Raw genomic sequence first — 24,597 nt, forward strand, 5'->3', positions numbered from 1 at the left:
CGACACCCCCGAGCGCATGTATGCCGAGGCCGGCCTCGACGCCGACGCCATCGTGGCCCTCGTCCGGGACACCCTGCCGGAGCGTCAGGACAGCCGGACCGGCAGCCGGCTGCGCCTCGCCTGAGGCCGCGGCTTTCGGGTGGCCGCGCAGGGCTTCGCGCCGGGGTGTGGCCGCCAAATCCTTGTCCAATCCGCCGTTCGATGACACAAGCGCGCGGCATGACGGGTCGCCCAGGGTGGAAATCACCCTCGGGCGCCGTTTTCCTTTGACGATACGAGCGTGATGGCAGAGGCGACCCAGACCGGCATCTCCGATCCCGGCCCCGTGCTGATCACCGGCGCGAGCGGATTTCTCGGCGCCGCCCTGGTCGACGTGTTTCGGGCGGCCGGCTTTCCGGTCCGGATCCTGGTGCGCGCCTCGAGCCCGCGTACGAATCTGACCTGGACCGATGTCGAGACCGCGGAGGGCGACATGCGCGACGCCGCGGCGGTGGCCGGCGCCATGCGGGGCATGCGCTACCTCGTCCACGCGGCGGCCGATTACCGGCTCTGGGCGCCCGACATGGAGGAGCTCGTCCGCACCAACCGCGACGGCACGCGCCTCCTGATGGAGGCGGCCTTGCGGGCGGGCGTCGAGCGCATCGTCTACACGTCGAGCGTCGCCACCATCAAGCCGCACGACGACGGCACGCCCGCCGACGAGACCCGGCCCCTCACCCCCGGCACCGCGATCGGCGCCTACAAGCGCAGCAAGGTCGTGGCCGAGCGCGTGGTCGACGAGATGGTGGCACGCGACGGCCTGCCCGCCGTGATCGTGAACCCCTCGACGCCCATCGGCCCGCGGGACGTGAAGCCGACGCCGACGGGGCGCATCATCCAGGAGGCCGCGCTCGGCCGGATGCCGGCCTTCGTCGATACCGGGCTCAACCTCGCCCATGTGGACGACGTCGCGGCCGGGCATCTTCTCGCCCTGCAGAAGGGCCGCCTCGGCGAGAAGTACATCCTCGGCGGCGAAAACGTGCTCCTGTCGCAGATGCTCGCTGACATCGCCGGCATGGTCGGGCGCAAGCCGCCGACCGTGAACCTGCCCCGGGCGGTGGTCTACCCGATCGCCTTCGTGTCCGAGCAGGTCGCCCGCTTCACCGGCAAGGCGCCCTTCGCGACCATCGACGGCATCCGCATGTCCCGCTACCGGATGTTCTTCACCGACGCCAAGGCGCGGACCGAGCTCGCCTACACCGCGCGGCCCTATCGCGAGGGCCTGTCCGACGCGATCCGGTGGTTTCGCGGCGCGGGGTACCTGAGGTGAGCGCGGGCCTGCAGAACGCGACCGCCGCGCGCTCCGGCAAGGGGCACCGCGACGAGAACTTCCCGGTCGCCTCCCACCTGATCCATCCGCGCCACCGCGGCGCGATCCTGGCCTTCTACGACTTCGTCAGGGCCGGCGACGACGTCGCCGACCATGGCGGCCTGTCGCCCGAGCGCAAGATTGCGCTCCTCGACGGCCTCGCCGACGCGCTCACCGGCAGGGGGCCCCGCGACGAGGAGGCCGAGCCCCTGCGGCGGGAGCTCGCCGCCCGCAATCTGGCGCCGACCCACGCCCTCGAACTCCTCGACGCCTTCCGGATGGATGCGCGCAAGAGCCGGTACGCGGATTGGGACGAGCTGATCCATTACTGCCGCTACTCGGCGATGCCGGTCGGCCGCTACGTGCTCGACGTGCACGGGGAGGATCCGGCCCGGGTCTGGGCCGCGTCGGACGCCATCTGCGCCGCCCTGCAGATCATCAACCACCTCCAGGATTGCGGAAAGGATTTCCGCGACCTCGACCGGGTCTACATCCCGCAGGACAGCCTCGATCGCCACGGCGCCAGCGTGGCGATGCTCGGCACTGAGCGCGCGAGCCCGCAGCTGCGCGCCGTGATCGCGGAGCTGGCCGAGCGTACCCTCGGATTGCTCGATGAGGGCGCGGTGCTGCCCGACCTCATCGACGACCTGCGTCTCGCCCTTGAGATCGCCGCGATCCATCGTCTGGCCGTGGTGCTGGCCCGTGGGCTGACGACGCGCGATCCCTTGTCCGAGAAGGTCCATCACGGCAAGGCGGCCTTCGCCCTGACGGCCCTCGGGGGGATCCTCGGGACCCTGGCGCGCCGCCCCTTCCGTGGGCGAGCCCTGCGCGCCGCCGCTGCTGAAGGAGCGCGACGTTGAGCGCCACCGCGACGCCGATGCCCGAGACCGCCGGCGCGGCGGCGCCCGCCCTGCCGGCGGCCGGCTCCTCGTTCTACACCGCGATGCGCCTGCTGCCGAAGCCCCGGCGCGAGGCCATGTACGCCGTCTACGCCTTCTGCCGCGCCGTCGACGACGTGGCCGATGACGGCGGGCCGGCCGAGATCCGCGCCGCCGAGCTCGACCGCTGGCGCGCCGACATCGATGCGCTCTTCGCCGGCAAGCCGCCGGCGCGCGTCCAGGATCTCGTCGGGCCGGTGCGCGCGTACGATCTCAAGCGCGCGGATTTCCACGCCGTCATCGACGGCATGGCGATGGACGCCTTCGAGGACATCGTGGCGCCGGACGAGGCCGCCCTCGATCTCTATTGCGACCGGGTGGCCAGCGCGGTCGGGCGCCTCTCGGTGCGGATCTTCGGCATGCCGGAGGAAGACGGCATCCGCCTCGCGTGGCACCAGGGCCGGGCGCTCCAGCTCACCAACATCCTGCGCGACATCGACGAGGATGCCGGGCGGGGCCGCCTCTACCTTCCGCGCGAGAAGCTCGCGGCCATCGGCCTGACTGCGCCGACGCCCCAGGCGGCGATCGCGCATCCGCGAATCGGGGAGGTCTGCGCCGCGGTCGCGCGGGAGGCCGACGCCCATTACCGGGCGACCTGGGACATCATCGGGCGCTCTCCCCGCAAGGCCACGAAGGCGGCCCGCCTGATGGCCGCGGCCTACCGGCTCTACCTCGACGCCCTGCTGCGGCGGGGCTGGCAGGCGCCCCGCGGCCGGGTGAAGCCCGGCAAGCTCGCCCTCCTGGCGGTCGCCCTGCGTCACGGGATCGTCTGATGGCCACCATCCACGTCGTCGGCGCCGGCCTGGCCGGCCTCTCGGCCGCCGTCTCGCTCGTCGAGCGCGGGGCGCGCGTCGTGCTGCACGAGGCCGCCAAGCAGGCGGGGGGGCGCTGCCGCTCCTATTACGACCCGACGCTCGGCCTGACGATCGACAACGGTAACCACCTGCTCCTGTCGGGCAACACCGATTCGCTCGGCTTCATGCGGATCATCGGCGCCCCGGCGGATGCCCTGACCGGACCCGCCGAGGCCGCGTTCGACTTCGCCGACCTGCGTTCGGGCGAGCGCTGGCGCCTGCGCCCGAATGCCGGGCGCCTGCCCTGGTGGATCCTCAGCCGGGCCCGGCGGGTGCCGGGCAGCCGCGCCCGCGACTACCTGGCGCCGCTCGGCATCCTCAAGGCCGCGGCCGGCAAGCCCGAGGGCCAGGGCGGCACCATCGGGCAGAGCATGGCCTGCGAGGGCGTGCTCTACGAGCGCTTGTGGCACCCGGTGCTGCTCGCGGCCCTCAACACCGATCCCCGCGAGAGCGATGTCGGCCTGGCGGCCAGGATCCTGCGCGAGACGCTGGGCGCCGGCGGCAGCGCCTGCCGCCCCCTCGTGGCGGTCGCCGGCCTCTCGGCGGCCTTCGTCGACCCGGCTGTCGCCTATCTCGAGCGCAAGGGCGCCGAGATCCGCTTCGGCCGCCGCCTGCGCGGCCTGAGCTTCGGCGCGGGCCGGATCGCGCGGCTCGACTTCACCGACGAGCCCGTCGATCTCGGCCCCGATGATTCGGTGGTGCTGGCGCTGCCGCCCTGGGTCGCGGCCGAGATCCTGCCGGGACTGGCCGCGCCCAAGAACTTCCGCTCCATCGTCAACGCGCATTTTGCTGTGGTTCCAAAAGCCGGGAGCCCGCTTCTTCTCGGCGTCGTAAACGGCCTCACGGAATGGTTGTTTGCTTATCCCGACCGGTATTCAGTCACGATCAGCGGCGCCGATCGTCTGCTCGATACGCCGCGCGAAGACTTGGCGCGGCAGATCTGGTCGGAGATTGCAACCCTCGGCAATCTTGATCCGGAACTGCCTAGCTGGCAGATCGTCAAGGAGAAGCGCGCAACCTTCGCCGCAACGCCCGAAGAGGCGGCGCGGCGCCCGGCGGCAGCGACGCATTACGACAATCTCGTCCTGGCAGGCGATTGGACCGCGACCGGCCTGCCATCGACGATCGAGGGAGCGATCCGCTCAGGCAAAACCGCCGCGCTCGCACTCATGTGCGAACCGGCACGCGGACGCGGCGCGGCGTGAGGCATACGGCCGCCTGATGAGGGGCCGGTAAGGCGAGGACGATGCGAGAGGCTGTGAACAAGGTCGAGGCGCTGCAGCGCCCGAAGACCCAGGACATTTCCCTGGAGGATGTCGAGCGCGGCGTGGTGAGCGCGACGCGGGCGTTGACGCGCCTCGCGCATGCCGACGGCCATATCTGCTTCGAGCTCGAGGCGGATGCCACCATCCCGTCCGAGTACATCCTGTTCCATCAGTTCCGCGCGACCACGCCTCGTCCCGGCCTCGAGGAGAAGATCGCTCAGTACCTGCGCCGGACGCAGGGCAAGCACGGCGGCTGGGCCCTTGTGCACGAGGGCCCCTTCGACATCAGCGCCAGCGTGAAGGCCTATTTCGCCCTCAAGATGATCGGCGACGACATCGAGGCGCCGCATATGCGCCGCGCCCGCGAGGCGATCCTGTCGCGCGGCGGCGCCGCGAATTCCAACGTCTTCACCCGCTTCCTCCTCGCCCTCTACGGCGAGGTGCCCTGGCGCGCCGTCCCGGTGATGCCGGTCGAGGTGATGTTCCTGCCGAAGTGGTTCCCGTTCCACCTCGACAAGGTCTCGTACTGGGCCCGCTGCGTGATGGTGCCCATGTTCGTGCTGCAGGCGACGAAGCCCCGCGCCCGCAATCCGCGCGGCATCGGCGTGCAGGAACTGTTCGTCACCCCGCCGGACCATGTCCGCACCTGGCCGGGCTCGCCGCACGCCACCTGGCCCTGGACCCCGATCTTCGGCGGCATCGACCGGGTGCTGCAGAAGGTCGAGAACTTCCTCCCGAAGACGCCGCGCCGGCGCGCCAAGGAGAAGGCCGTCGCCTGGGTGAGCGAGCGCCTGAACGGCGAGGACGGCCTCGGGGCCATCTTCCCCGCCATGGTCAACACGGTGCTGATGTACGAGGTGATGGGGTACCCGTCCGATCACCCGCAGGTCCGCATCGCCTGCGAGGCGATCGAGAAGCTCGTGGTCGAGAAGGATCACGAGGCTTATGTCCAGCCCTGCGTCTCGCCGGTCTGGGATACGGCTCTCGCGAGCCACGCGCTGCTCGAGGCCGGCGGCCCCGACGCCGAGCAGCAGGCCCGCCGCGGGCTCGACTGGCTGAAGCCCCGTCAGGTCCTCGACATCGTCGGCGACTGGGCGGCGAGCCGGCCGAACGTGCGTCCGGGCGGCTGGGCGTTCCAGTACGCCAACGCCCATTATCCCGATCTCGACGACACCGCGGTGGTGGTGATGGCGATGCACCGGGCCATGCGCCAGCACGGCCTCGTGGCCGACATGCCCGATTACACCACCGCGATCGCCCGCGCCCGCGAATGGGTCGAGGGCCTGCAATCGAGCGATGGGGGTTGGGCGGCCTTCGATGCCGACAACAACCACATGTACCTGAACCATATCCCGTTCTCGGACCACGGCGCGCTCCTCGACCCGCCGACCGCGGACGTGACGGCCCGCGTCGTCTCGATGCTCGCCCAGCTCGGCGAGACCCGGGCGAGCTCCAAGGCCCTCGACCGGGGCGTCGATTACCTGTTCGCCGAGCAGGAGAAGGACGGCAGCTGGTACGGCCGCTGGGGCATGAACTTCATCTACGGGACCTGGTCGGTCCTCTGCGCCCTGAACGCGGCGGGCGTCGATCCGCAATCGCCGGAGGTCCGGCGCGCCGTGGCCTGGCTGATCCGCATCCAGAATCCGGATGGCGGCTGGGGCGAGGACGCGTCGAGCTACAAGATCGATCCGGCCTTCGAGCCCGGCTACAGCACCGCCTCGCAGACCGCCTGGGCCCTGCTCGCCCTGATGGCAGCCGGCGCGGCCGACGAGGCGGCGGTGACGCGCGGCATCAATTATCTGGCGCGCACGCAGGGCGCGGACGGGTTCTGGAACGAGGAGCGCTACACCGCGACCGGGTTCCCGCGGGTGTTCTACCTGCGCTACCACGGCTACTCGAAGTTCTTCCCGCTCTGGGCCATGGCGCGCTACCGCAACCTGAAGCATAGCAACACCCGCCAGGTCGCCTTCGGGATGTGAGGCGCCGGGGCCCGGATTTGGGCCCCGCGCCCAGCCAGCCCCGGAACGCCGCTCGGAAGGCCCGGAACGCATGCTGCGCGCAAGTCCCTCCCCTGAACGACGGCCCGCATGACCCGCGTGGCGCGGACCGACGGATCCCCCGCGTTGACGGGCCGCGAGACTGGCCCCCTGCCCGTCCTCGCGGTTACCGGGCTCGCCAAGGAGGCGCGTATGGCCGAGGGGCCGGGCGTGATCGCGGTCGGAACCGGCGGAAACCCGCACCGGCTGCGCCAATTCCTCGCCGAGCGGCGTGAGGCCGGATGCCGGGCCGTCGTCAGCTTCGGGATCGCGGGCGGCCTCGACCCGGCCCTGGCTCCGGGCGATATCGTGATTGCCGCGGGCATCGTCTCGGAGTCCGGCCGCAGCCCGGCCGATTCGGCGCTGGTGCGCAGCCTCCTGGCGCGGCTTCAGGATTCCCGCCTGCGGGTCGTCAGCGGTGATCTCGCGGGGGTCGACGCCGCCGTGACGACGCTCGCCGGCAAGGCCGAGCTTCGGGCGGTCTCGGGCGCCTGCGCCGTCGACATGGAATCGCATGTCGCGGCGGATTTCGCGGGCCGGCACGGGCTGCCCTTCGCGGCGATCCGGGTCGTCTGCGATCCGGCCGAGCAGGCCTTGCCGGCCTTCGCCGCGCAGGCGCTGAAGCCGAATGGCGAGCCCGATCTCGGCAAGGTTCTGGGGGCGCTGGTGCGGGGCTCGGCCAGTCTCGGCAGCCTGATTCGCCTCGCCCGCGATTCCTCGGCGGCCTTCGGGTCCCTGAGCCGGGCCCGCGCTCGGCTCGGGGTGGGCCTCGGTATCTGACCACAGCTCGGCCCCAGCCGGTGGGCTGCGCCCCTCGGCATTGCCCAAAGAAAAGCCCCGCGGGAGACCCGCGGGGCTTTCGCGTCGTCGGTCAGGATGCTGCGCGGCGGCGCCTCAGGCGGCGGTGCGCTTGCGGGCTTCCTGCTTCGTGTCGATGCCGGAGGCTTTGATCTCCGAGAGCTTCTGGGCGACGTTGCGCGAGAACACGAACTCCGCCGGGCGCTGATTCTCGAGGCTGACCTCGGGTGCCATCTCGCCCTCGGTCTTGATGCCGCGAATCGCGTGGACGAGGGGCTTCCAGGGCTTGCGCACCGAATCGACCACCGAGGAGGCCTCGTAGCCGGAATGCACCATGCAATCGGCGCACTTCTCGTAATTGCCGGTGCCGTAGGCGTCCCAGTCGGTCTCTTCCATCAACTCCTTGAAGGTCGCCGCGTAGCCCTCGCCGAGGAGATAGCAGGGCTTCTGCCAGCCGAAGACGGTGCGGGTCGGGTTGCCCCAGGGGGTGCAATGGTAGGTCTGGTTGCCGGCGAGGAAGTCGAGGAACAGGCCCGATTGCTGGAAGGTCCACTTCTCGCGGCCCTTCTCCTTGCCGTGCCGGAACACGCCGCGGAACAGGTCCTTCGTGGCCTTCCGGTTGAGGAAGTGCTTCTGGTCGGGGGCCCGCTCGTAGGCGTAGCCGGGCGAGACGGTGATGCCGTCGATGCCCATCTTCGTCACGCTGTCGAAGAAGTCCGCGATCTTGTCGGCCGAGGAATTGTTGAAGAACGTGCAGTTGATGGTGACCCGGAAGCCCATCTCCTTGGCGGTCTTGATGGCCGAGACGGCCTTGTCATACACGCCGCGCTGGCACACCGACTGGTCGTGCATCTCCTTGTCGCCGTCGAGATGGATCGACCAGGTGAAGTACGGGCTCGGCTTGTACTCCTTGATCTTCTTCTCGAGGAGGAGCGCGTTCGTGCAGACGATGGCGAACTTCTTCTGGGCGATGATGCCCTCGACGATCTGGGGCAGATCCTTGTGGAGAAGCGGCTCGCCGCCCGCGATCACCACCACGGGTGCGCCGCACTCGCGCACTGATTCGAGCGCGTCGGCGACGGGCAGGCGCTTGTTCAGGATCTCGTCCGGATAGTCGATCTTGCCGCATCCGGCGCAGGCGAGATTGCAGCGGAACAGGGGCTCCATCATCATCACCAGAGGATAGCGCTTGCGCCCCGTCAGGTGCTGCTTGAGGATGTAGCCGCCGATCTTCGCGACGTACCGGAGGGGAATACCCAAGACGCGGCTCCTTTGTTTTTGGCCCCAGATTGACGGGCTGCTTAGCGTGAAAAGGATACGAATTCCAGCGATCTAGGTTGGAATGGATCTCAAACCGGACCCTATTCCGACGCACGCGCACGTGTTTCCGGAGATGACGCATGGAGGCCACAGCCGTAACGTCCCGCGGGCTTCCGCCACTCGCGTGGGCAGACGCCTATCCCAGGCACGGCGCGTTTTCCTAGCCCCGCCATCGAATGCCAGCTTTGCGTCGGGATTGAGACAACGACTGCAGGTTGAGCTTGGCCGTAAGCTTGTTGCGGTGCGAAATCACACCTGGAGCACAGGAAAAACCGAGAAAACTCGACCCGCGTTGCATTCGGGCCCTCGTCCCTTTACTGAGCAGCCCCATCGCTGCGGGCCGACGGCAAGCGTCTCGCGGCGCGGGAGAAATCGGTCGGTCCCTATATGGCCGTGATCCGCGGCGCGGGTCCGGCCCCGGGGCGTTTCCCATGAGCGGGTGTTTGTGGCAAACGCCCTGGTTTCCCGTTGCGTCGCACATTCTCCCCCGGAAAGCCGCAGCCTTTTTCCGGTCGGTGCTCTAAGCAGGCAGGATACTCGTGATCGAACGTCTCGTCGCGTTTTCCGTCCAGCGTCGCTGGATCGTCATCGCCGTCATCGCCCTGATGACGGCGATGAGCGCCGGCGTCGCCGCCCACCTCTTCCGCATCAACACCGATGTCGAGCGGCTGATCGACGCCAAGGAGCCCTGGCGCCAGGACGAGATCAATTACGAGAAGGCCTTCCCCCAGCGCACCAACACCATCGTGGCGGTGATCGACGGCCGCACGCCCGAGGCCGCGGAGGAAGCCGCCGCCGAGCTCGCCAAGGCGCTAGCTGTCCACAAGAATCTGATCGAGACCGTCAACCGCCCCGATGGCGGGCCGTTCTTCGACAAGAACGGCCTCCTGCTGATGTCGCAGCAGGAATTGGAGAAGACCACCGAGCAGCTGGTGCAGCAGCAGGGCCTCCTCGGCCCGCTCGCGGCCGATCCGTCGCTGCGCGGCGTGATGCGGGTGCTCACGCTCGGCGCCAAGGGCGTGAAGAGCGGCGACGCCAAGCTCGACGAGCTCGAAAAGCCCATGGGGCAGATCAACACGACCCTCGAGACCGTGCTCGCCGGCGAGCCGGCGCGGATGTCGTGGCAGCTCCTCCTCTCCGGCGGCGAGAGCCGGAGCACGGACCTGCGCAAGTTCGTGATGATCCAGCCGGTCCTCGACTTCAACGCGCTGCAGCCGGGCTACGCGGCCTCCAAGCTGATCCGCAACGTCGGCAAGAACCTCAAGATCACCCCCGAGCACGGCCTGCGCATGCGCCTGACCGGGCCGGTCGCGGTGGCGGATGACGAGTTCTCGACCCTCTCCGACGACGCCGTCCTCAACAACTCCGTCACGGTCGGGGCGATCGTTCTGTTCCTGTGGCTGGCGCTCCGCTCGGCCCCCCTGGTGGTGGCGGTGCTGATCACCACCTTCTCGGGCCTCATCGTCACGGCGGCCCTTGGCCTGCTGATGGTGGGCGAGCTGAACCCGATCTCGGTGGCCTTCGCGGCCCTGTTCGTCGGCCTCGGCATCGATTTCGGCATCCAGTTCGCCGTGCGCTACCGGGCCGACCGCTACGAGCAGCCGAGCCTCGAGGCGGCGATCCGGGCCGCCGCGCGCGGCGTCGGCTGGTCGCTGACGCTCGCCGCCATCTCGCTCATCGCGGGATTCTTCGCCTTCCTGCCCACCGCCTTCCGGGGCGTGTCCGAGCTCGGCCTGATCGCGGGCGTCGGCATGGTGGTGGCCTACCTGTTCGCCCTGACGCTGCTGCCGGCGCTGATCGCGGTGTTCAAGCCTCGGGGCGAGAAGGAGGCGGTCGAGACCACCTGGCTCGCGGGGGTCGATCCCTGGATCCTGCGCAACCGCAAGGGCGTGCTGATCGGCGTCGGCCTGATCACGCTGGCGGGCATGCCGCTCTTGTGGAAGCTCCCCTTCGATTCGAACCCGATGCATCTGCGCAGCCCGAAGGTCGAATCGATCGCGACCTATCTCGACCTGATCAAGGACCCGGCGACGAGCCCGAACGTCATCGACGTGCTGGCCCCCTCGGTCGCCGACGTGCCGGACGTGTCGAAGCGGCTCGAAGGCCTCTCCGCCGTCGCCCAGACCGTCAGCATCGACACCTTCGTGCCCCGCGACCAGGACCAGAAGCTCGCCACGATCGCGGACACGGCTCAGCTCCTCGACCCGATCCTCAACCCGGGCCGGCGCCCGCCGCCGCCGACCGATGCCGAGAACGTGAAGGCCATCAAGGAGGCCGCCGCGGCGCTCCGCACCCTGGCGGTCGGCGACCAGCCGGGGACCAAGACCGCGGGCGCCCTCTCGACCACCCTCGACAAGCTCGGCAACGCCCCGGTCGCCACCCGCGAGGCCGCCTCGGTGGCGCTGACGACGGATCTCAAGACCCTGCTCATGCGCCTGCGCGGCCTGCTCCACCCGGAGAAGATCACGCTGGAGAACCTGCCGCCGCAGCTCAAGGCCGAGTGGGTCGCCGCGGACGGGCGCGCCCGCATCGAGGTGCACCCGAAGGGCAATTCCAACAACGACCAGGTTCTGCGCCGCTTCGCCAAGGAAGTGCAGACCATCGCGCCGCACGCCACCGGCGCGCCGGTGGCCACGACCTCGTCGAGCTACACCATCCTGGGCGCCTTCGTGCAGGCCGGGCTCACCGCTCTGGTGCTGATCTTCATCATCCTGTCGGTGGCCCTGCGCAAACCCTGGGACGTGGCGATGACCCTCGGCCCGCTGGTGCTGGCCACCCTCTGGACCCTGATGGCCCTGAAGGTCGTCGGCATGCCGCTGAACTTCGCCAACATCATCGCGCTGCCGCTCATGCTCGCGGTGGGCGTCGCCTTCCACATCTACTACGTGATCGCCTGGCGGGCGGGCGTGGCCGACATGCTGGCCTCGAGCCTGACGCGGGCGATCTTCTTCTCGGCGCTCACCACCGGCACGGCCTTCGGCTCGCTGGTGCTCTCGAGCCACCCGGGCACGGCCAGCATGGGCAAGCTCCTCGCCCTGTCGCTGTTCTTCACCCTCGTGGCCGCCTTCTTCGTGGTCCCGGCCTTCCTGGGACCCCCGCCGAAGAAGCCCGACGCGGATCGGCCCGAGGGGAGGACGGCGGAGGCCGATCCCCTGATCGCCCGCAAGGCCGAGACGGTGGCGGCCAAGTAGGCGTCGTCGAGGAGGCCGCGAGCGAGGCGGGGCCGGCGGAGATGCGGGCATGATCCCCTGGGAGCCTCTCGACACCGCGGAGATCCCCGGCGGCGGCGGGACCCTGCGGCTGCTGCGGCGGGGAACCGAGTTCTCGATCATGCTCGGCCAGAACGAGCTGATGAACAGCCGTCTCAGCGGATCCGAGCAGGCGCTCGCGGACCTCGTCTGCGCCCGCATCGCAGCCCGCCCGGAGGCGCGCCTGCTGATCGGCGGCCTCGGCATGGGCTTCACCCTGCGGGCCGCCCTCGCGTCCCTGCGCCCGGATGCCCGGGTCATCGTCGCCGAGCTGGTCCCGGCGGTAATCGCCTGGGCGCGAGGCCCGATGGCGCAGCTCCACGGGGCGAGCCTCGACGATTCCCGGGTCGTCCTGCGCGAGGCCGACGTGGCCGCGCTGATCCGGCAGGAATCCGCCGCCTGCGACGCCATCCTGCTCGATGTCGATAACGGTCCCGAAGGCCTGACGCGCGCGGCCAATGATGGCCTCTACGACGCCGCCGGCCTCCACTCCGCCAGGGCCGCCCTGCGGCCGGGGGGCATCCTGGCGGTCTGGTCCGCCGGCCCCGACCGGGCCTTCAGCCAGCGGCTGCGCCAGGCGGGCTTCGCGGTCGAGGAGACCATTGTCCGGGCCCATGCGGGCCGCGGGGGCGCCCGCCACTGCATCTGGTTGGCGACCCGGCGGGACGGGGCGGCCGACGCGAAGCCCGGCCCGCGCCGCGAGCCAGTGCCGCGCGGGCGCGCAGTCAGAGAAAGTCCGAGAAGCCGCCGCTGACCAGCCCGGGCCGCGCCACCGCCGCCCGGGCCTCCGGGGCGATGAGCGCGTCCCGCTCGGCCGCGTAGGCGTAGCCCGGCGCCTCGCCGGGGAAGCCGCCCGCGCTCGCCGGGTGGGTGTAGAGTTCCGTCAGGCCATCGGGCAGATGCGCCAGGAGGGCGGCGACGCGGCGCGGCGTCATCGCCCCCGACCAGGCGAGCCCGAGGGTCCGGTCGGGGATCAGCAGACCCATTTGTCGCGCCCGCACGGCGAGCAGCGCCGCCCAGGGGGCGATGTCGAGGGCGGGCTTCGGATTCGCCCCCGGCTCGGCCCGGCGCAGAACCTCCCGCGGCTCGCGCGGAACCCGGAGCGCCCGCATGCCGAAGCGGGCGCCGATGCGCAGGACCGCGCCCGCGATCAGCGGATGGACGTGGAAATGCTTGTGGGCGTTGACGTGGTCGAGGGGCAGTCCGGTCGCCCGGTAGGCCTCGAACTGCGCCGCGATCTCGGCGGCGAGCTGGCGCCGGGCGGATGCCCGGAGGGCGAGGTCGAGGCCGAGACGGCCCATGTCCCGGCGCATCAGCCCCTGCGCATCCGTCAGGTCCGGCAATTGCCCCGCCGGCAGGGTCGGCCAGGCCTCGACCAGGACGAGATGCAGGCCGACCCGCAGGGATGGCAGGCGGCGGGCCCGCGCCACCGCGTCGGCGGCGGCGGGCGCCGAGACCATCAGGCTCGCGGCCGTCAGGATGCCGTCGCGATGAGCCTGCTCGACGGCCTCGTTGACCGCGGGGCTGAGGCCGAAATCGTCGGCCGTCACGACAAGTCGCTTCACGCTCGGCTCCGGTCGCGGCTCAATCCGCAAATGAAAATGGCCGGGCGAGACGCCCGGCCATACACCTCTCGAACGCGCCGTGATCAGGCGGCTTGGCGCTCCTTGAGGAACCGGTAGAACTCGACGCCCTCGCGCAGGCGGCGTTTCATCATGTCGGGCGAGCGAACCATCTCGCTGACGATCGAGGCGATCTTCGGGGCCCGGAAATAGAACTTTCGGTAGAAATCCTCCACCGAGTTGAAGATCTCCGTATGCGACAGATGCGGGTAGTGCAGCGGCGCGACCTGCACGCCGTTCTCATCGACGAGCTCGGCATTCTCCACGTCGAGCCAGCCATTCTCGACCGCCTGCTTGTAGAGGGACGTGCCCGGGTACGGCGCGGCGAGGGAGACCTGGATGGTGTGGGGATTGATCCGCTTGGCGAACTCGATCGTCTCCCGGATCGTCTCCTTCGACTCGCCCGGCAGGCCGAGGATGAAGGTGCCGTGGATGGCGATGCCGAGATCGTGGCAATCCTTGGTGAACTTCTCGGCCACCTCGACGCGCATGCCCTTCTTGATGTTGTGAAGGATCTGCTGGTTGCCGGATTCGTAGCCGACCAGCAGCAGGCGCAGGCCGTTATCCTTGAGGACCTTGAGGGTCTCGCGCGGCACGTTCGCCTTGGCGTTGCAGGACCAGGTGACGCCGAGCTTGCCGAGCTCGCGGGCGATCTCCTCGGCGCGCGGCAGGTTGTCCGTGAAGGTGTCGTCGTCGAAGAAGAACTCCTTCGTCTGCGGGAACTCCTTCAGGCAGTACTTGATCTCCTCGATCACGTGCGCGACCGAGCGGGTGCGGTAGGTGTGGCCGCCCACCGTCTGCGGCCAGAGGCAGAAGGTGCAGCGCGACTTGCAGCCCCGCCCTGAGTAGAACGAGATGTAGGGATGCTTCAGGTAGCCGATGAAGTACTTCTCCATCTGCAGGTCGCGCTTGTAGACCGAGGTGACGAAGGGCAGCTGGTCCATGTCCGTCATGATCTCGCGGTCCTCGTTATGGACCACGACGCCGTCGGCATTGCGGTAGGACAGGCCCTTGATCTGGGACATGTCCACGCCGTCGGCGACTTCCTTGACGGTGAAGTCGAACTCGTTGCGGGCGCAGAAATCGATGCAGGGCGCCTGGGCCATGGCGCCGGCCGCGTCCACCGCCACCTTGGCGCCGATGAGGCCGGCCTTCAGCTTCGGGTTGGCGGCCTTCAGCGCCTCGATCGTCTTCACGTCGGACTTGAAGGACGGAACCGAGGTGTGGAGCACCACGAGATCGAAGTCGTTCGCCTGCGCGACGATCTCGGGGAGCTTGATGTTGTGGGGGGGCGCGTCGATCAGCTTCGAGTTCGGCACCAGGGCGGCCGGCTGGGCGAGCCAGGTCGGGTACCAGAACGACTTGATCTCGCGCTTGGCCTGATAGCGGGAGCCGGCACCACCGTCGAAGCCGTCGAAGGTGGGGGCCTGGAGAAAGAGCGTGCGCATGGGGTTCGGGGCCTCAGAGCAGGGCAGGATTGATCAAGTCGAACGGCGTCGACGCGAAGGTCAGACGGAGGTGGCTTCAGCATCGCGACTGAGGCTGGCCTCCGGAATAAGCGTTCCATCCGCAACGACGCGATAATCGTGACCTTTCCATGTCACTGCCCCCGAGACGAAGCTCCAGGAGAAGTTGGTGAAGGAGAGGATGTCGCGAATCGGCAACAGCCAGTAGGCGTGCGGCTCCAGGCCGAACGCCCGCTCGAGGCGGACGCAGAGAACGATTCGGCAGGCGAGCGCCAGGGCTGCTACCGCGAGCGCGCTGTGCCCGGCGCCGGGCATCAGGGCGCCGATCAGCGCGAGCGGGAAGGCGTGGGTCACGATCGAGCCGGCATAGCCGGCGGGGTCGACGTTGCGGATGGTGCGGTTCCAGCGCAGCTCGTGCCGCCACAGGCCGGAGAGCTCGGTATCGACGCAGGTATGCCCGATGGTGAAGCTCGGGATCGCCACGTGCCGGCCGTTGGCGCGCAGGGCCTCGCCGATGGCGTAATCGTCCGCGAGGTCGTTCCGGAAGGTCTGGAACCCGCCGATCTCGGCGAGCGCCTTGCGGGTGAAGGCGATGGTCGAGCCGAAGCAGGGCTTGGCGAGGCCGAGCGCGGTGCCCATCACGACGTTCGGCAGGAACTGCACGTCGATGGCGAGCGCCGAGAGCTGCGCGTGCAGGCCCCGATGCGCCGGAACCCCGTGATACAGGCAGGTGACGCCGTTGACGCCGGGCACGGACATCTCGGCGACGATGCGCGCGAGGTAATCGGGCTTCACCACCATGTCGCTGTCGGCCAGCACGACGAGATCATGCGCGATGAGGTCCGACATGTTGATGAGGTTCGAGACCTTGCGGTTCGAGCCGTGCTGGCGCGCGTCGATCACGAGGTCGATGCGCAGGCGCGGGAAGGCGGCCTCCAGGCGGCGGACCACGCCGATCGCCGGATCCGAGGCGCTCTGCACGCCGAAGACGATCTGGATCGGCCCAGTGTAAGCCTGGTCGCAGAAGCTCGCGAGGTTCTCGTAGAGGTTCGGCTCCATGCCGCAGAGCGGCTTGAGCATCGTCACCGAGGGGCGCGGCGCCTCCGCCGAGAGGACGGGCGCCGCCCGGCCGGCGAAGCGCCCGGCCAGGATAGCTGCCAGCAGACCGTAGACGCAGCCGGCGAGCGCGAGGACGAGAAAGATCGGCGAGAGCCAGGTCAGGTCCATGAAGGGCATCGCTCGGTCACGAAGATCGGGAGAGAGCCGCGGGAGCCGCGGCCGGGACGGAGGTCGTGTCGTCTGCGTTCAAGGCGCTGGTTTGGCGGCGAGCATCCCGGCGGTGCGTTCGCGCAGGAATTTCAGCAGGGCGTCGGCGCCCCCCGCCTTCACCGGATCGGAGAACAGCGACCTCTGGCTCGCGATCTCGCTCACATCGCCGTTCAGGAGCACGTCCTGCACGCGATGGCCCGGGTTCATCACGAAGTCGATCTGGGAATCCTCACCCTGGGCATTCGCCACCTTGGTGTGCACCACCCGGCTCGGGCCGCGTGTCTCGGCCTGCGGGGTGACCTCGAACGTGCCGCCGGCGGCCTGTCCGAGGCGGTTGGCGTAGGTCGTGGTGAAGTACTGGCCAAAGGCCTCGGTCAGCGCGCCCTGCTGCTCGGGCGTGAAGCTCTTCCATTTCGGGCCGACCGCGACCCGGACCATGGCGGGAAAGTCGAAGCTCTCCTTCATGGCCGGGCCGATCGCCTCGACCCGGGCCTTCACGTCCTTGGCGCCGGTCTGCAAAGCCGCCTGGAAATTGGCGTAGAGGCTCTCGACCGTCCGGACCGCCGGGTCGTCCGCCGCCCGGGCGGGCATCGCGGCCGCGCCGGCGGCGAGACCCGACAGCGCGAGCGCGACCAGGGTTCGGCGGATCAGGCGCACTTCTTCAGGTCTCCACGCTCGGCCTCGCCGGGGCGCAGGCCGGGCGGCGCGCTGCGGGGCGGGGCATAGCTGTAGAAGGGGCCGAGCGTCGCGGTGGCGGGCTGGAGCACCGGCGTCAGGCGGCGGCCGAGCTCGGCGCCGCGCTCGTCCGTCTCCGCATGCGCGGCGTTGCGCTCCAGGAGGTGCCAGGCGACGAGGCCGGGAACACCGATCAGGAGGTCGGCGAGGCGCTTGACCAGGGAGAGCGCGAGGGCGACCTCCGCCGGGATGCCGAAGATGGCGCAGAGGGCGATCAGGCCGCCTTCCTGCGCGCCGAGGGCGCCCGGCACCGCGAAGGCGGCGCCGCGGACGGCCTGGGCCAGGCTCTCGATCACCACCGCCTCTGCGAAGCTCACCGGATAGCCCATGAAGTGCAGGCAGACATAGACCTCCAGGGTGCCGATGACCCAGCCCAGGAGGTGGATGCCGATGCCGCTGGCGATGCGGGCCGGCGCGCCGTAGAGCTTGCGCAGGTTGTCGTAGAGCACGTCGATGGCGCCGAGCGCGCGCCACTCGCGGCCCGAGGCGAAGCGGCTGATGAGCGCCTGGATCACCCGGTGCCCGGAGCGGCGCTGGATCAGGTAGAAGGCCGCGATGGCCGGCGTCGCGACCGCGAGGCCGCCCGCCACCGTGCGCACGACCGGGCCGTCCCCGGCGAGCCAGATCAGGACGCCGAGGCCCGCCACGGTGAAGATCAGCTGGGTCAGCGCCTGCGTCATCAGGTCGACGAACATGCTGGCGCCGGCGAGGCCGCCGGTCACGCCGCGCTTCGTCAGGAGGCGGGCGCCGACGAAATCGCCGCCGACCGTCGCCACGGGCAGGAGCGTGTTGATCCCCTCGCGCACGAAGCGCAGGTTGATGCAGGCCGCGAGGCTCGGGCGCTCGAATTTCGGGAAGATGGCGAACCAGCCGAGGCCGGCCCAGGCGACCGCGAGGGCGCGGGCCGCGACCACGATCAGGGCACCCCAGCCCGCGCTCACGACGGCCGCCGCCACATCCTCCAGGCCGGAGGACAGGAACAGGCCGACGACGGTGCACAATCCGGCAATGAGAGCCAAGGTCGTCAGGCGCTTCATGGTCCTCTTTCGGGGGCTGCGAAGGCGGAGAATGCTGATGTCCCGCCGAGATGCCGACCTAGAGTGCACCGGGCGTGAGGAGCATCTTGGCAAGTTGCAGCTTCTGTCAGCGTTGTCTATCACCCGATAGACACACCGCTGACCAAAGCAGCACGGGGAGCTGGACCCCGGATCAAACGGTTGCGGGACACGCCAGAAGGGGACGTTGATGGACCGCGATTCGCACGTCACGGCAGGTGAGGCCGTGCGCGACGATGCTCATTCCGGGGCCGACCGACAGGGCATCGGGGCCGGCGCCGGCACCCCCGCGCCCCATTCCCCGGTGATGGCCTGGAACGAGTGGGACCCCCTGGAGGAGGTCATCGTCGGCTCCCTCGACGGCGCCACGATCCCGACCCACCACCTGACCGTGATCTTCAACCTGCCGCGGGCCGCGCAGCCCTTCTACCGCTTCGCGTCGGGGTGGAAGTACCCGAAATTCATGAAGAAGCTCGCGCAGGCCGAGCTCGACAACTTCATCAAGATCCTGGCCGGCGAGGGCGTCACCGTCCGGCGCCCCGACACGGTCGATTTCTCGCGCAAGTTCAAGGCGCCGCGCTGGTCGTCGCGCGGTTTCTGCGTGGCCTGCCCGCGCGATCCCTACCTCGTCATCGGCGACGAGATCATCGAGAGCCCGATGTGCTGGCGCTCGCGCTACTTCGAGGGCGACGCCTACCGCGCGCTGTTCAAGGAGTATTTCCGCAACGGCGCCCGCTGGACCTCGGCTCCGCGCCCGCAGCTCACGGACGAGCTCTACAATTACGATTACCGGGTGCCGAACCTGAAGGCCGGCGAGCCGATGCAGTTCACCGTGAACGAGTTCGAGCCCGTCTTCGACGCGGCCGATTTCGTTCGCTGCGGGCGTGACCTTTTCGTCACGCGCTCCAACGTCACGAACCTGATGGGCATCGAGTGGCTGCGCCGCCACCTCGGTCCCGGCTTCCGGATCCACGAGATCGAGAGCCGCTGCCCGCAGCCGATGCATATCGACTCGTCCTTCATGCCGCTCGCGCCCGGCAAGGTGCTGGTCAACCCGGATTACGTCGATGTCGAGCGCCTGCCCGCGGTGCTCAAGAAGTGGGACGTGCTGATCGCGCCCCGCCCCGACCCGGTCTCGGGGTTCATGAGCAAGATCTCGATGTGCTCGCCCTGGACCTCGATCAACGTCCTGGCCCTCGACGAGAAGAAGATCGTCGTCGACGCTAGCCAGCCGACCCTGATCAAGGCCCTCAAGGATTGGGGCTTCGATCCGATCCCGGCGCCGTTCCTGTCCTACGGCCCGTTCGGCGGCTCCTTCCACTGCGCCACCCTCGACGTGCGCCGCCGCGGCACGCTGAAATCCTACTTCTAGGCCTGTCGCGCAGGTTCGATCATGGGAAGGGGCGTGCCGTGCCGGCGCGCCCCTTTCCGGTTCGTGGGGCATGCCGGCGTTGCGGGGCCGACACAGGCGCGCCCGATCCGGAGGCGGCGCGCCTGCGCCCGCGTGCGAACCGCGCGGTTTGTGTCCATAAGGTGCGCCGAACGCACTCTGGACGCCCCGATGGTCTCGCGACACCCGCTGGTCTGCCTGCCCGCCCGTCTCGCGGGTCCCGCCTTGGCGGCCGCGATCCTGGCCGGGCCCGCATTCGCGGCCGACCTGGCGATCGCGCCCGAGGTCCCGGTCTTCGAGAAGCTCGACCGGACGCTCTGGATCGTCACCCTGACGGGCAACATCCAGGCGACCCCCCGCTCGCCCGGCAGCGACGAGTACACGGCCTTGGGCTATCCCGGCATCGGCATCCGCGAGGCCGGCACGCCGCAGCGCTTCTCCACGCCCGATGACGGGGTCAGCTTCTCGGTCTATGACAGCGAGCGCTTCCGCTTCGGGGCGACCGCCCGCTACGTTCCCGGGCGCTACTTCGCGGATGACCGCCGCCACCTGTTCGGGTTGCGCGACGCGGGGTTCGCCGTCGAGCCGGGCGCGTTCGTCGAGTATTACCCGGTGTCGTGGCTGCGCGCGCGCGGGGAGTTGCGGCACGGGATCTTCGGGCATCACGGCTTCGTCGGCTCGGTCGGCCTCGACGTGATCCAGCCGGTGGGCCGGTTCCAGGTCTCGCTCGGGCCGCGCTTCAACTTCGGCGACCAGGCCTTCGCGCGGCGCTATTTCGGCGTGACGCCCATCGAGGCACTCGTCAACGACCGGATCACCGCCTTCACGCCCGGCAGCTACGTGACGGCCGGCGGGCTCGGGGCCCTCACCTACACCTTCAGCGAGCAATGGGCCGCGACCGGCTATGCCGGCTACAATCGCATCCTCGGCGCGACCGCCGACAGCCCGCTGGTGCGCCGCGGCTTCGGCTCGCCGAACCAGTACGTGTTCGGCGCCAAGGTGGATTACAGCTTCACGGTGCCGGCCCCGTTCTGAGGGGCGCCCGCTCCGCCGCCGATGCGGCCGGGCCCCTCAGGCGCCCGGATGCTCCGCCCGGCGCCCGGCGGTACGCGAGCCTGGCGAGGACGAGGGCGCCGCCGATCTGCAGGAAACCGTTCTCGGCGAGATCCGGCGGGGCGCCATTCCAGTGCAGGATCAGGCGCGTCATCGCGTTCAGGGCGATGAGGCCGACGCAGAAGGCGGCGGCTGCGGCGAGGGCGGCGACGAAATCGGGCATGGCGGCGCGTCCCGGACGGGGAACGAGACGCCTAGCAAGCGGCGCGCCAGGAAGGCTCCGGGCAACGGCTTCTCGCGAGGCCCCGAGCCCTCGGGGCCGGGCTCAGCCGGCGGGCGGCTGGCTCGCCAGCATCGAGGGCCGCTCGGCGAAGCCCGCATACCAGGCGGCGAGCGCCGGGTGCCGGTCGCGCCAGGCGAGGTCGCCGAAGCGCAGATCGAGGTAGCCCAGCGCGCTCGCGACCGCGATGGTGCCGATATCGACCCGGCCCGCGAAGCTCCGGGCCGTCCCTTCGAACCAGCCGAGGGCCGAGGCGATCTTGGCCGTCTGCCCGTCGATCCAGGCCGCCGAGCGCTCGCCCTCCTGCCGCGCCGTCAGCTCGTAGCGGATCAGCAGCGCCGCATCGAGGACGCCGTCGGCGAGGGATTGCTCGTTCAGCGCGCGCCAGCGATCGGCGCCGGCCGCCGGGAACAGCCTGTTGCCCCCGAGATCGTCGAGGTACTCGCAGATGACGCGGCTGTCGGCGATCGCCGTGCCCGCATCGTCGATGAGGGTCGGGACCTGCGCCAGCGGGTGCTTGGCCAGCACGCTCTGGTCGCGCTTCATCGGGTGGACGGCGCTCGGCAGGAGCTCGATCCGGTCGGCGAGGCCGAGCTCGTGGGCGACCACCATCACCTTTCGGACGAAGGGCGAGAAATGCGAGTGGAAGAGCTGCATGGGCTGGGCGTCTCGGTCTCGGGCGGTGATCGGGCTCAGGGCCGGCGGGGCGCCGTGGCGTTGCGGGCGGCCGGCGCCGGGCTCGCCGCAGGCGCGGCGGGCGCGTGCGGCGGGCTCGGGCGCGGCGTCTCGACCGCGAGACGCTTCACCGGCCAGCCATCGTTCCAGCGCTCCATGTCGCTGAAGCGCGAATTGTTCTTGAGGGAGGTCGCGTCGGCCCCCGAGAAGGCCGCGCTCGCCGCGAGGTCGAACGTCTTCCAATAGGCGAGGAAATCGAGGCTGTCGGCGCGGGCATTGTTGATCTGCGCCACCAGGGTCTGCTGCTCGCCCGTCAGCGACATGTCGGCCGACCACTTGAAGGGCGGGGCCTTGGCGTCCTTCGGCTCGGGCGGCAGCTTGATGGCGCCCCCGTCGAAGGCCGGATCCATGCCGGCCGGCGAGGACAGGGTGGCGGTCAGCGCCGGGAAGCCGTGGTCGTCCGAGAGGGCGCGCACGAGGAGCTTGCGGTCCTGCGGCACGGCGCTCGCCTCGCGCAGGAGCCGGCGGGCCGCCGCGTCGGCCGCGCGCGCGTCCTTGTCGCCGATCACCGTGATCAGCAGGGTGTCGGGCGCGATGGTCGCCAGGTCCCCGAGCGTGATGCCGCGCGCCTTCGGGTTGCTGGCGATGCCGCCGGGCATCACCGCGAAGACGAGCTTGGGCGCGGGCAACCCCTGCGCCTTGGCCTCGGCCGCGATGTTGGCGGCGATCGGGGCGCCCGCCAGATGCCCGATCAGCGCCACCTTGGCGAGATTCGGCTTGGCATCCGGATCACTCGCGAGATCGTCGAGGGCCGCCTTCAGCAGACGCTCGGCATTGGCGCTCGCATCCGCCGGCCGGGTGCGGTTCGGCTCCTGGAAGCGCGGGAACAGCACGAGATGCCCCATCCGGGCGAGGTGGTCGATCCAGGCCCCATAGGATTGCGGGTTCACCGCGCCCCAGCCGTGCAGGAACACCACGACGGAGCGCCCCTCCGCCGGGGCGGCACCGGATTTGTAGAACGCGAAGGTCGATGCGCTTGGGCGGCCGAGGCCGCGCTTGACGATGGTGGCCGCCCGGTCCCCGACGCCACCGGGTCCCTCGGCGGGCTGCGCCGGCGGCGTCGCCGCCAGGGCCGGCGAGAGGCCGACGAGACATCCGAGCAATCCGCCGACCAGACGGCCGGACCAGAAATTGAGTTGCATGTGGGGCTCGACGGTACGGACGCAACCGGCGGAGCCGGTGGCGCTACATAGCAGATTTGCCCCTGCTGGCGATGTCGCGGAAGCCACGCCGGGGCTGCATGACAATGCCGGCGCGGCTCACCCGGCGGCCTGCGCGCGGGCGATCTGCGATTCGACGCGGCGGGCCAGGTCGGCGAGCAGGCCGGAGGGCGTCTCGTCCGTCACCGGGGCGTAGTGGCTGCGCAGGTCCTCGCCGATCATCGCGAGCCGCGTCGTCTCGCAGGGCGCGCCGGCCGAAACCCAAGTCTGGCCGTAGCGCGCGGCGTGGTCGGGGGTCACGATCTTCATCCGGCTCTCGTCTTGTGCTGCGGCGAACCGTCTCAACGAGGCTTCGGCGTCAGGTTTCCATCTCGCGCGAAATTAATTTTCCGCCGGGCCCGATGACGGAGGGTCCGCTGCGGCTGCCATCCGGCCGGCCGGCGGCCTCCTCGACCCAGGCCAGGATGTCCTGCGCCCGCCAGGGCTTGGGGATGAAGGTCGCGGAGACCCGCAGGTCGCTCGGCTGGTCGCCGGCATCGCCGGAGGTCAGGAGCACGCGCACGCGGGGCCACGTCACCCCGATGATGCGGGCGAGCTCGAAGCCGCCGATCGGCCCGGGCGTGCGCACGTCCGAGAACACGACGCTGACATCCTCGGCGCGGTCGTTGAGGATCGCGAGGGCGAGCTCGGCGGTCTCGGCCTCGATCACCGTGAAGCCGGTCTCTTCCAGGAGCGTGGCCGCGAGGAAGCGCTCGTCGGGTTGGTCCTCCACGACGAGGATGACCGGCTTTGTTCCCGACGGGTTCGCGTCACTCATGGTCCGGGACACTCTATCTGGGCTGAACGGCGAGCCCACGGTTTTGTTTCATCGAATCTTCGCCGTAACAAAGCGGGCGCGCATCGAAGCAAGACCTGCATCGAAGCAAGATCTGAATCGAAGCAAGACCGGCGTCGATGCAAAGCCGACATCGACACAAGACCTGCCTCGCATCCTCGCACATCCCGGCGCGCGCAGCCGTGTCCCTCAGAGCACAGGCCGTCAGGAGATCAGCCGACGCCGTTCGCCTTGAGGAAGTCGAGCGCCTTCGACCACCCGGCCGCGGCCGCGTCCTTGCGGTAGCTCGGGCGGTAATCGGCATGGAAGCCGTGGGGCGCGTCGGGGAACACCGTGAGGGTGACGGACTTGCCGGCGGCGTTCGCCTTGTCGCGCGCCGCCTCCACGGAGGCGACCGGAATGCCCGTGTCGGCGCCGCCATAGAGGGCGAGGAGCGGCGCGTGGATCTCGGCCGCGACGTCGCCGGCCGTGCGCGGCTGGATGCCCGTGCGCTCGCCGCCGACCGGGCCGTACCAGGCGACGGCGGCCTTCAGGTCGCGGCGATGCGCCGCGTAGAGCCAGACCGCGCGCCCACCCCGGCACCAGCCCATGACGCCGATCCGCTCCGGATCGCCCTTCGACGCGGAGGCCGCCCAGACGATCGTGGCGTCGAGATCGGCCATCCACTGCGCGTCGGGCGTCTTGGCGATGACGTCGCGGACGATCTCCTGCACATCCGTCATGCGGGAGAGGTCCCCCTGCCGGGCGTAGAGCTCGGGCGCGACCGCGCAATAGCCCGCCTTGGCGAGGCGCCGGCAGATGTCCTTGATGTAGTCGTGGACGCCGAAGATCTCCTCGATGACGAGGACGATCGGGAAGGGCCCCTTCCCCTCCGGCATCGCGCGGTAGCCGGGCATCGGCCCGTCACCCGCCGGGATGCGCACCTCGCCGGCCTCGATGCCGGTCGTGTCGGTGTGGATGGCCTGCGCCTCGACCCGGGTGGTCGCGAGCGTCAGGCCCGTCATCAGGCTCGTCATCACGAAGCCGCGCCGCGACAGGGGCGGCGCGATCAGGCCGTCGAGACCCTCGGATCGGTGATCGGGGCCGGTCCAATCCCGCCCGTCGATCGGCTTCGGCGTCTCGTCCTGCATCCAATCCTCCCATGCGTTTCGCGCGGGAGGGCACCATGCCGGGCGAGCCCGGTCAAATCC

22 protein-coding genes are annotated in these 24,597 nt (G+C 70.0%); 10 read left to right on the top strand and 12 right to left on the bottom strand.

All coding sequences use genetic code 11. The annotated features are described in order from the left end of the window. Positions 1 to 283: 283 nt before the first annotated feature. The 6 genes from hpnA to F6X53_RS00030 all read left to right on the top strand — a co-directional run bounded on the left by hpnA (position 284) and on the right by F6X53_RS00030 (position 7,221). Positions 284 to 1,309: a hopanoid-associated sugar epimerase gene (gene hpnA / locus F6X53_RS00005; RefSeq protein ID WP_150995940.1), complete on the top strand. Its 1,026-nt coding sequence runs from the start codon at positions 284 to 286 to the stop codon at positions 1,307 to 1,309. Continuing rightward, positions 1,306 to 2,208, top strand: a complete 903-nt coding sequence (hpnC, locus tag F6X53_RS00010; protein ID WP_150995942.1) for a squalene synthase HpnC — start codon at positions 1,306 to 1,308, stop codon at positions 2,206 to 2,208. The genes hpnA and hpnC overlap by 4 nt, the downstream gene beginning before the upstream one ends. Then, positions 2,205 to 3,059: a presqualene diphosphate synthase HpnD gene (gene hpnD / locus F6X53_RS00015; protein ID WP_150995945.1), complete on the top strand. Its 855-nt coding sequence runs from the start codon at positions 2,205 to 2,207 to the stop codon at positions 3,057 to 3,059. The genes hpnC and hpnD overlap by 4 nt, the downstream gene beginning before the upstream one ends. Then, entirely contained in the window at positions 3,056 to 4,345 is a 1,290-nt protein-coding gene (gene hpnE, locus F6X53_RS00020; RefSeq protein ID WP_150996672.1) for a hydroxysqualene dehydroxylase HpnE, read from the top strand. The genes hpnD and hpnE overlap by 4 nt, the downstream gene beginning before the upstream one ends. Before the next feature lie 41 nt (positions 4,346 to 4,386). Next, a complete protein-coding gene (gene shc / locus F6X53_RS00025) occupies positions 4,387 to 6,384 on the top strand; it encodes a squalene--hopene cyclase (RefSeq protein WP_150995947.1) in 1,998 nt (665 codons plus the stop codon). A 108-nt stretch (positions 6,385 to 6,492) separates the two neighbouring features. Further along, on the top strand, positions 6,493 to 7,221 hold the full coding sequence (locus tag F6X53_RS00030) for a phosphorylase (RefSeq protein ID WP_150995949.1): 729 nt from the start codon (positions 6,493 to 6,495) through the stop codon (positions 7,219 to 7,221). A gap of 114 nt (positions 7,222 to 7,335) precedes the next feature. Here the strand turns inward: F6X53_RS00030 and hpnH are convergent, their stop codons facing one another. Beyond that, entirely contained in the window at positions 7,336 to 8,499 is a 1,164-nt protein-coding gene (gene hpnH, locus F6X53_RS00035) for an adenosyl-hopene transferase HpnH (RefSeq protein WP_150995951.1), read from the bottom strand. 599 nt (positions 8,500 to 9,098) lie between these two features. On the opposite strand from hpnH, the gene F6X53_RS00040 reads away from it, so the two are divergent. Further along, entirely contained in the window at positions 9,099 to 11,750 is a 2,652-nt protein-coding gene (locus tag F6X53_RS00040) for an MMPL family transporter (RefSeq protein WP_150995953.1), read from the top strand. Positions 11,751 to 11,799: 49 nt separating this feature from the next. Continuing rightward, positions 11,800 to 12,561, top strand: a complete 762-nt coding sequence (locus F6X53_RS00045) for a spermidine synthase (protein ID WP_150995955.1) — start codon at positions 11,800 to 11,802, stop codon at positions 12,559 to 12,561. Here F6X53_RS00045 and hpnK read toward each other — a convergent pair. The 5 genes from hpnK to F6X53_RS00070 all read right to left on the bottom strand — a co-directional run bounded on the left by hpnK (position 12,533) and on the right by F6X53_RS00070 (position 17,936). Further along, positions 12,533 to 13,372, bottom strand: coding sequence for a hopanoid biosynthesis-associated protein HpnK (hpnK, locus tag F6X53_RS00050; RefSeq protein ID WP_150995957.1), 840 nt, complete (start codon positions 13,370 to 13,372; stop codon positions 12,533 to 12,535). The two genes, F6X53_RS00045 and hpnK, sit on opposite strands and share 29 nt — an antisense overlap. Before the next feature lie 83 nt (positions 13,373 to 13,455). Next, positions 13,456 to 14,877, bottom strand: a complete 1,422-nt coding sequence (gene hpnJ, locus F6X53_RS00055) for a hopanoid biosynthesis associated radical SAM protein HpnJ (protein ID WP_150995959.1) — start codon at positions 14,875 to 14,877, stop codon at positions 13,456 to 13,458. A gap of 60 nt (positions 14,878 to 14,937) precedes the next feature. Next, positions 14,938 to 16,122 carry a bacteriohopanetetrol glucosamine biosynthesis glycosyltransferase HpnI gene (gene hpnI, locus F6X53_RS00060; RefSeq protein ID WP_150995960.1) on the bottom strand — a complete coding sequence of 395 codons (1,185 nt, stop codon included), beginning with the start codon at positions 16,120 to 16,122 and terminating at the stop codon, positions 14,938 to 14,940. A 78-nt stretch (positions 16,123 to 16,200) separates the two neighbouring features. Continuing rightward, on the bottom strand, positions 16,201 to 16,821 hold the full coding sequence (locus tag F6X53_RS00065; RefSeq protein ID WP_150995963.1) for an MlaC/ttg2D family ABC transporter substrate-binding protein: 621 nt from the start codon (positions 16,819 to 16,821) through the stop codon (positions 16,201 to 16,203). Then, positions 16,812 to 17,936, bottom strand: coding sequence for a flippase-like domain-containing protein (locus F6X53_RS00070; protein ID WP_150995965.1), 1,125 nt, complete (start codon positions 17,934 to 17,936; stop codon positions 16,812 to 16,814). The genes F6X53_RS00065 and F6X53_RS00070 overlap by 10 nt, the downstream gene beginning before the upstream one ends. A gap of 208 nt (positions 17,937 to 18,144) precedes the next feature. Here F6X53_RS00070 and F6X53_RS00075 point away from each other — a divergent pair, with 208 nt between their 5' ends. Continuing rightward, positions 18,145 to 19,326 carry an amidinotransferase gene (locus tag F6X53_RS00075; protein WP_150995967.1) on the top strand — a complete coding sequence of 394 codons (1,182 nt, stop codon included), beginning with the start codon at positions 18,145 to 18,147 and terminating at the stop codon, positions 19,324 to 19,326. 189 nt (positions 19,327 to 19,515) lie between these two features. After that, positions 19,516 to 20,379 carry a MipA/OmpV family protein gene (locus F6X53_RS00080; protein WP_150995969.1) on the top strand — a complete coding sequence of 288 codons (864 nt, stop codon included), beginning with the start codon at positions 19,516 to 19,518 and terminating at the stop codon, positions 20,377 to 20,379. Here the strand turns inward: F6X53_RS00080 and F6X53_RS00085 are convergent. The 6 genes from F6X53_RS00085 to F6X53_RS00110 form a co-directional block, all read right to left on the bottom strand. After that, complete coding sequence (locus tag F6X53_RS00085; protein ID WP_238298385.1) at positions 20,357 to 20,620, bottom strand: hypothetical protein; 264 nt, start codon at positions 20,618 to 20,620, stop codon at positions 20,357 to 20,359. The genes F6X53_RS00080 and F6X53_RS00085 overlap by 23 nt on opposite strands. Before the next feature lie 102 nt (positions 20,621 to 20,722). Further along, positions 20,723 to 21,334 (bottom strand): glutathione S-transferase family protein, encoded by a 612-nt coding sequence (locus F6X53_RS00090; RefSeq protein WP_150995970.1) that lies wholly within the window; start codon positions 21,332 to 21,334, stop codon positions 20,723 to 20,725. A gap of 35 nt (positions 21,335 to 21,369) precedes the next feature. Beyond that, a complete protein-coding gene (locus F6X53_RS00095; protein WP_150995972.1) occupies positions 21,370 to 22,554 on the bottom strand; it encodes an esterase/lipase family protein in 1,185 nt (394 codons plus the stop codon). 117 nt (positions 22,555 to 22,671) lie between these two features. Beyond that, entirely contained in the window at positions 22,672 to 22,881 is a 210-nt protein-coding gene (locus F6X53_RS00100) for a hypothetical protein (RefSeq protein WP_150995974.1), read from the bottom strand. A 49-nt stretch (positions 22,882 to 22,930) separates the two neighbouring features. After that, positions 22,931 to 23,389 (bottom strand): response regulator, encoded by a 459-nt coding sequence (locus F6X53_RS00105; RefSeq protein ID WP_150995976.1) that lies wholly within the window; start codon positions 23,387 to 23,389, stop codon positions 22,931 to 22,933. A gap of 230 nt (positions 23,390 to 23,619) precedes the next feature. Further along, the gene (locus F6X53_RS00110) at positions 23,620 to 24,423 is read right to left on the bottom strand and encodes a dienelactone hydrolase family protein (protein WP_210386367.1); all 804 of its coding nucleotides are present in this window, start codon (positions 24,421 to 24,423) and stop codon (positions 23,620 to 23,622) included. Positions 24,424 to 24,597 lie beyond the last annotated feature (174 nt).

It is taken from the genome of Methylobacterium soli (assembly GCF_008806385.1).
In the GTDB taxonomy this organism is placed as follows: Bacteria; Pseudomonadota; Alphaproteobacteria; order Rhizobiales; family Beijerinckiaceae; genus Methylobacterium; species Methylobacterium soli.

Bases quoted from the DNA above. Each gene is read 5' to 3' on its own strand.
- hpnA (WP_150995940.1), top strand. From the start codon at position 284: ATGGCAGAGGCGACCCAGACCGGCATCTCCGATCCCGGCCCCGTGCTG.
- shc (WP_150995947.1), top strand. From the start codon at position 4,387: ATGCGAGAGGCTGTGAACAAGGTCGAGGCGCTGCAGCGCCCGAAGACC.
- F6X53_RS00030 (WP_150995949.1), top strand. From the start codon at position 6,493: ATGACCCGCGTGGCGCGGACCGACGGATCCCCCGCGTTGACGGGCCGC.
- F6X53_RS00045 (WP_150995955.1), top strand. From the start codon at position 11,800: ATGATCCCCTGGGAGCCTCTCGACACCGCGGAGATCCCCGGCGGCGGC.
- hpnJ (WP_150995959.1), bottom strand. From the start codon at position 14,877: ATGCGCACGCTCTTTCTCCAGGCCCCCACCTTCGACGGCTTCGACGGT.
- hpnI (WP_150995960.1), bottom strand. From the start codon at position 16,122: ATGGACCTGACCTGGCTCTCGCCGATCTTTCTCGTCCTCGCGCTCGCC.
- F6X53_RS00070 (WP_150995965.1), bottom strand. From the start codon at position 17,936: ATGAAGCGCCTGACGACCTTGGCTCTCATTGCCGGATTGTGCACCGTC.
- F6X53_RS00075 (WP_150995967.1), top strand. From the start codon at position 18,145: ATGGACCGCGATTCGCACGTCACGGCAGGTGAGGCCGTGCGCGACGAT.
- F6X53_RS00080 (WP_150995969.1), top strand. From the start codon at position 19,516: ATGGTCTCGCGACACCCGCTGGTCTGCCTGCCCGCCCGTCTCGCGGGT.
- F6X53_RS00085 (WP_238298385.1), bottom strand. From the start codon at position 20,620: ATGCCCGATTTCGTCGCCGCCCTCGCCGCAGCCGCCGCCTTCTGCGTC.
- F6X53_RS00090 (WP_150995970.1), bottom strand. From the start codon at position 21,334: ATGCAGCTCTTCCACTCGCATTTCTCGCCCTTCGTCCGAAAGGTGATG.
- F6X53_RS00095 (WP_150995972.1), bottom strand. From the start codon at position 22,554: ATGCAACTCAATTTCTGGTCCGGCCGTCTGGTCGGCGGATTGCTCGGA.
- F6X53_RS00100 (WP_150995974.1), bottom strand. From the start codon at position 22,881: ATGAAGATCGTGACCCCCGACCACGCCGCGCGCTACGGCCAGACTTGG.
- F6X53_RS00105 (WP_150995976.1), bottom strand. From the start codon at position 23,389: ATGAGTGACGCGAACCCGTCGGGAACAAAGCCGGTCATCCTCGTCGTG.
- F6X53_RS00110 (WP_210386367.1), bottom strand. From the start codon at position 24,423: ATGACGAGCCTGATGACGGGCCTGACGCTCGCGACCACCCGGGTCGAG.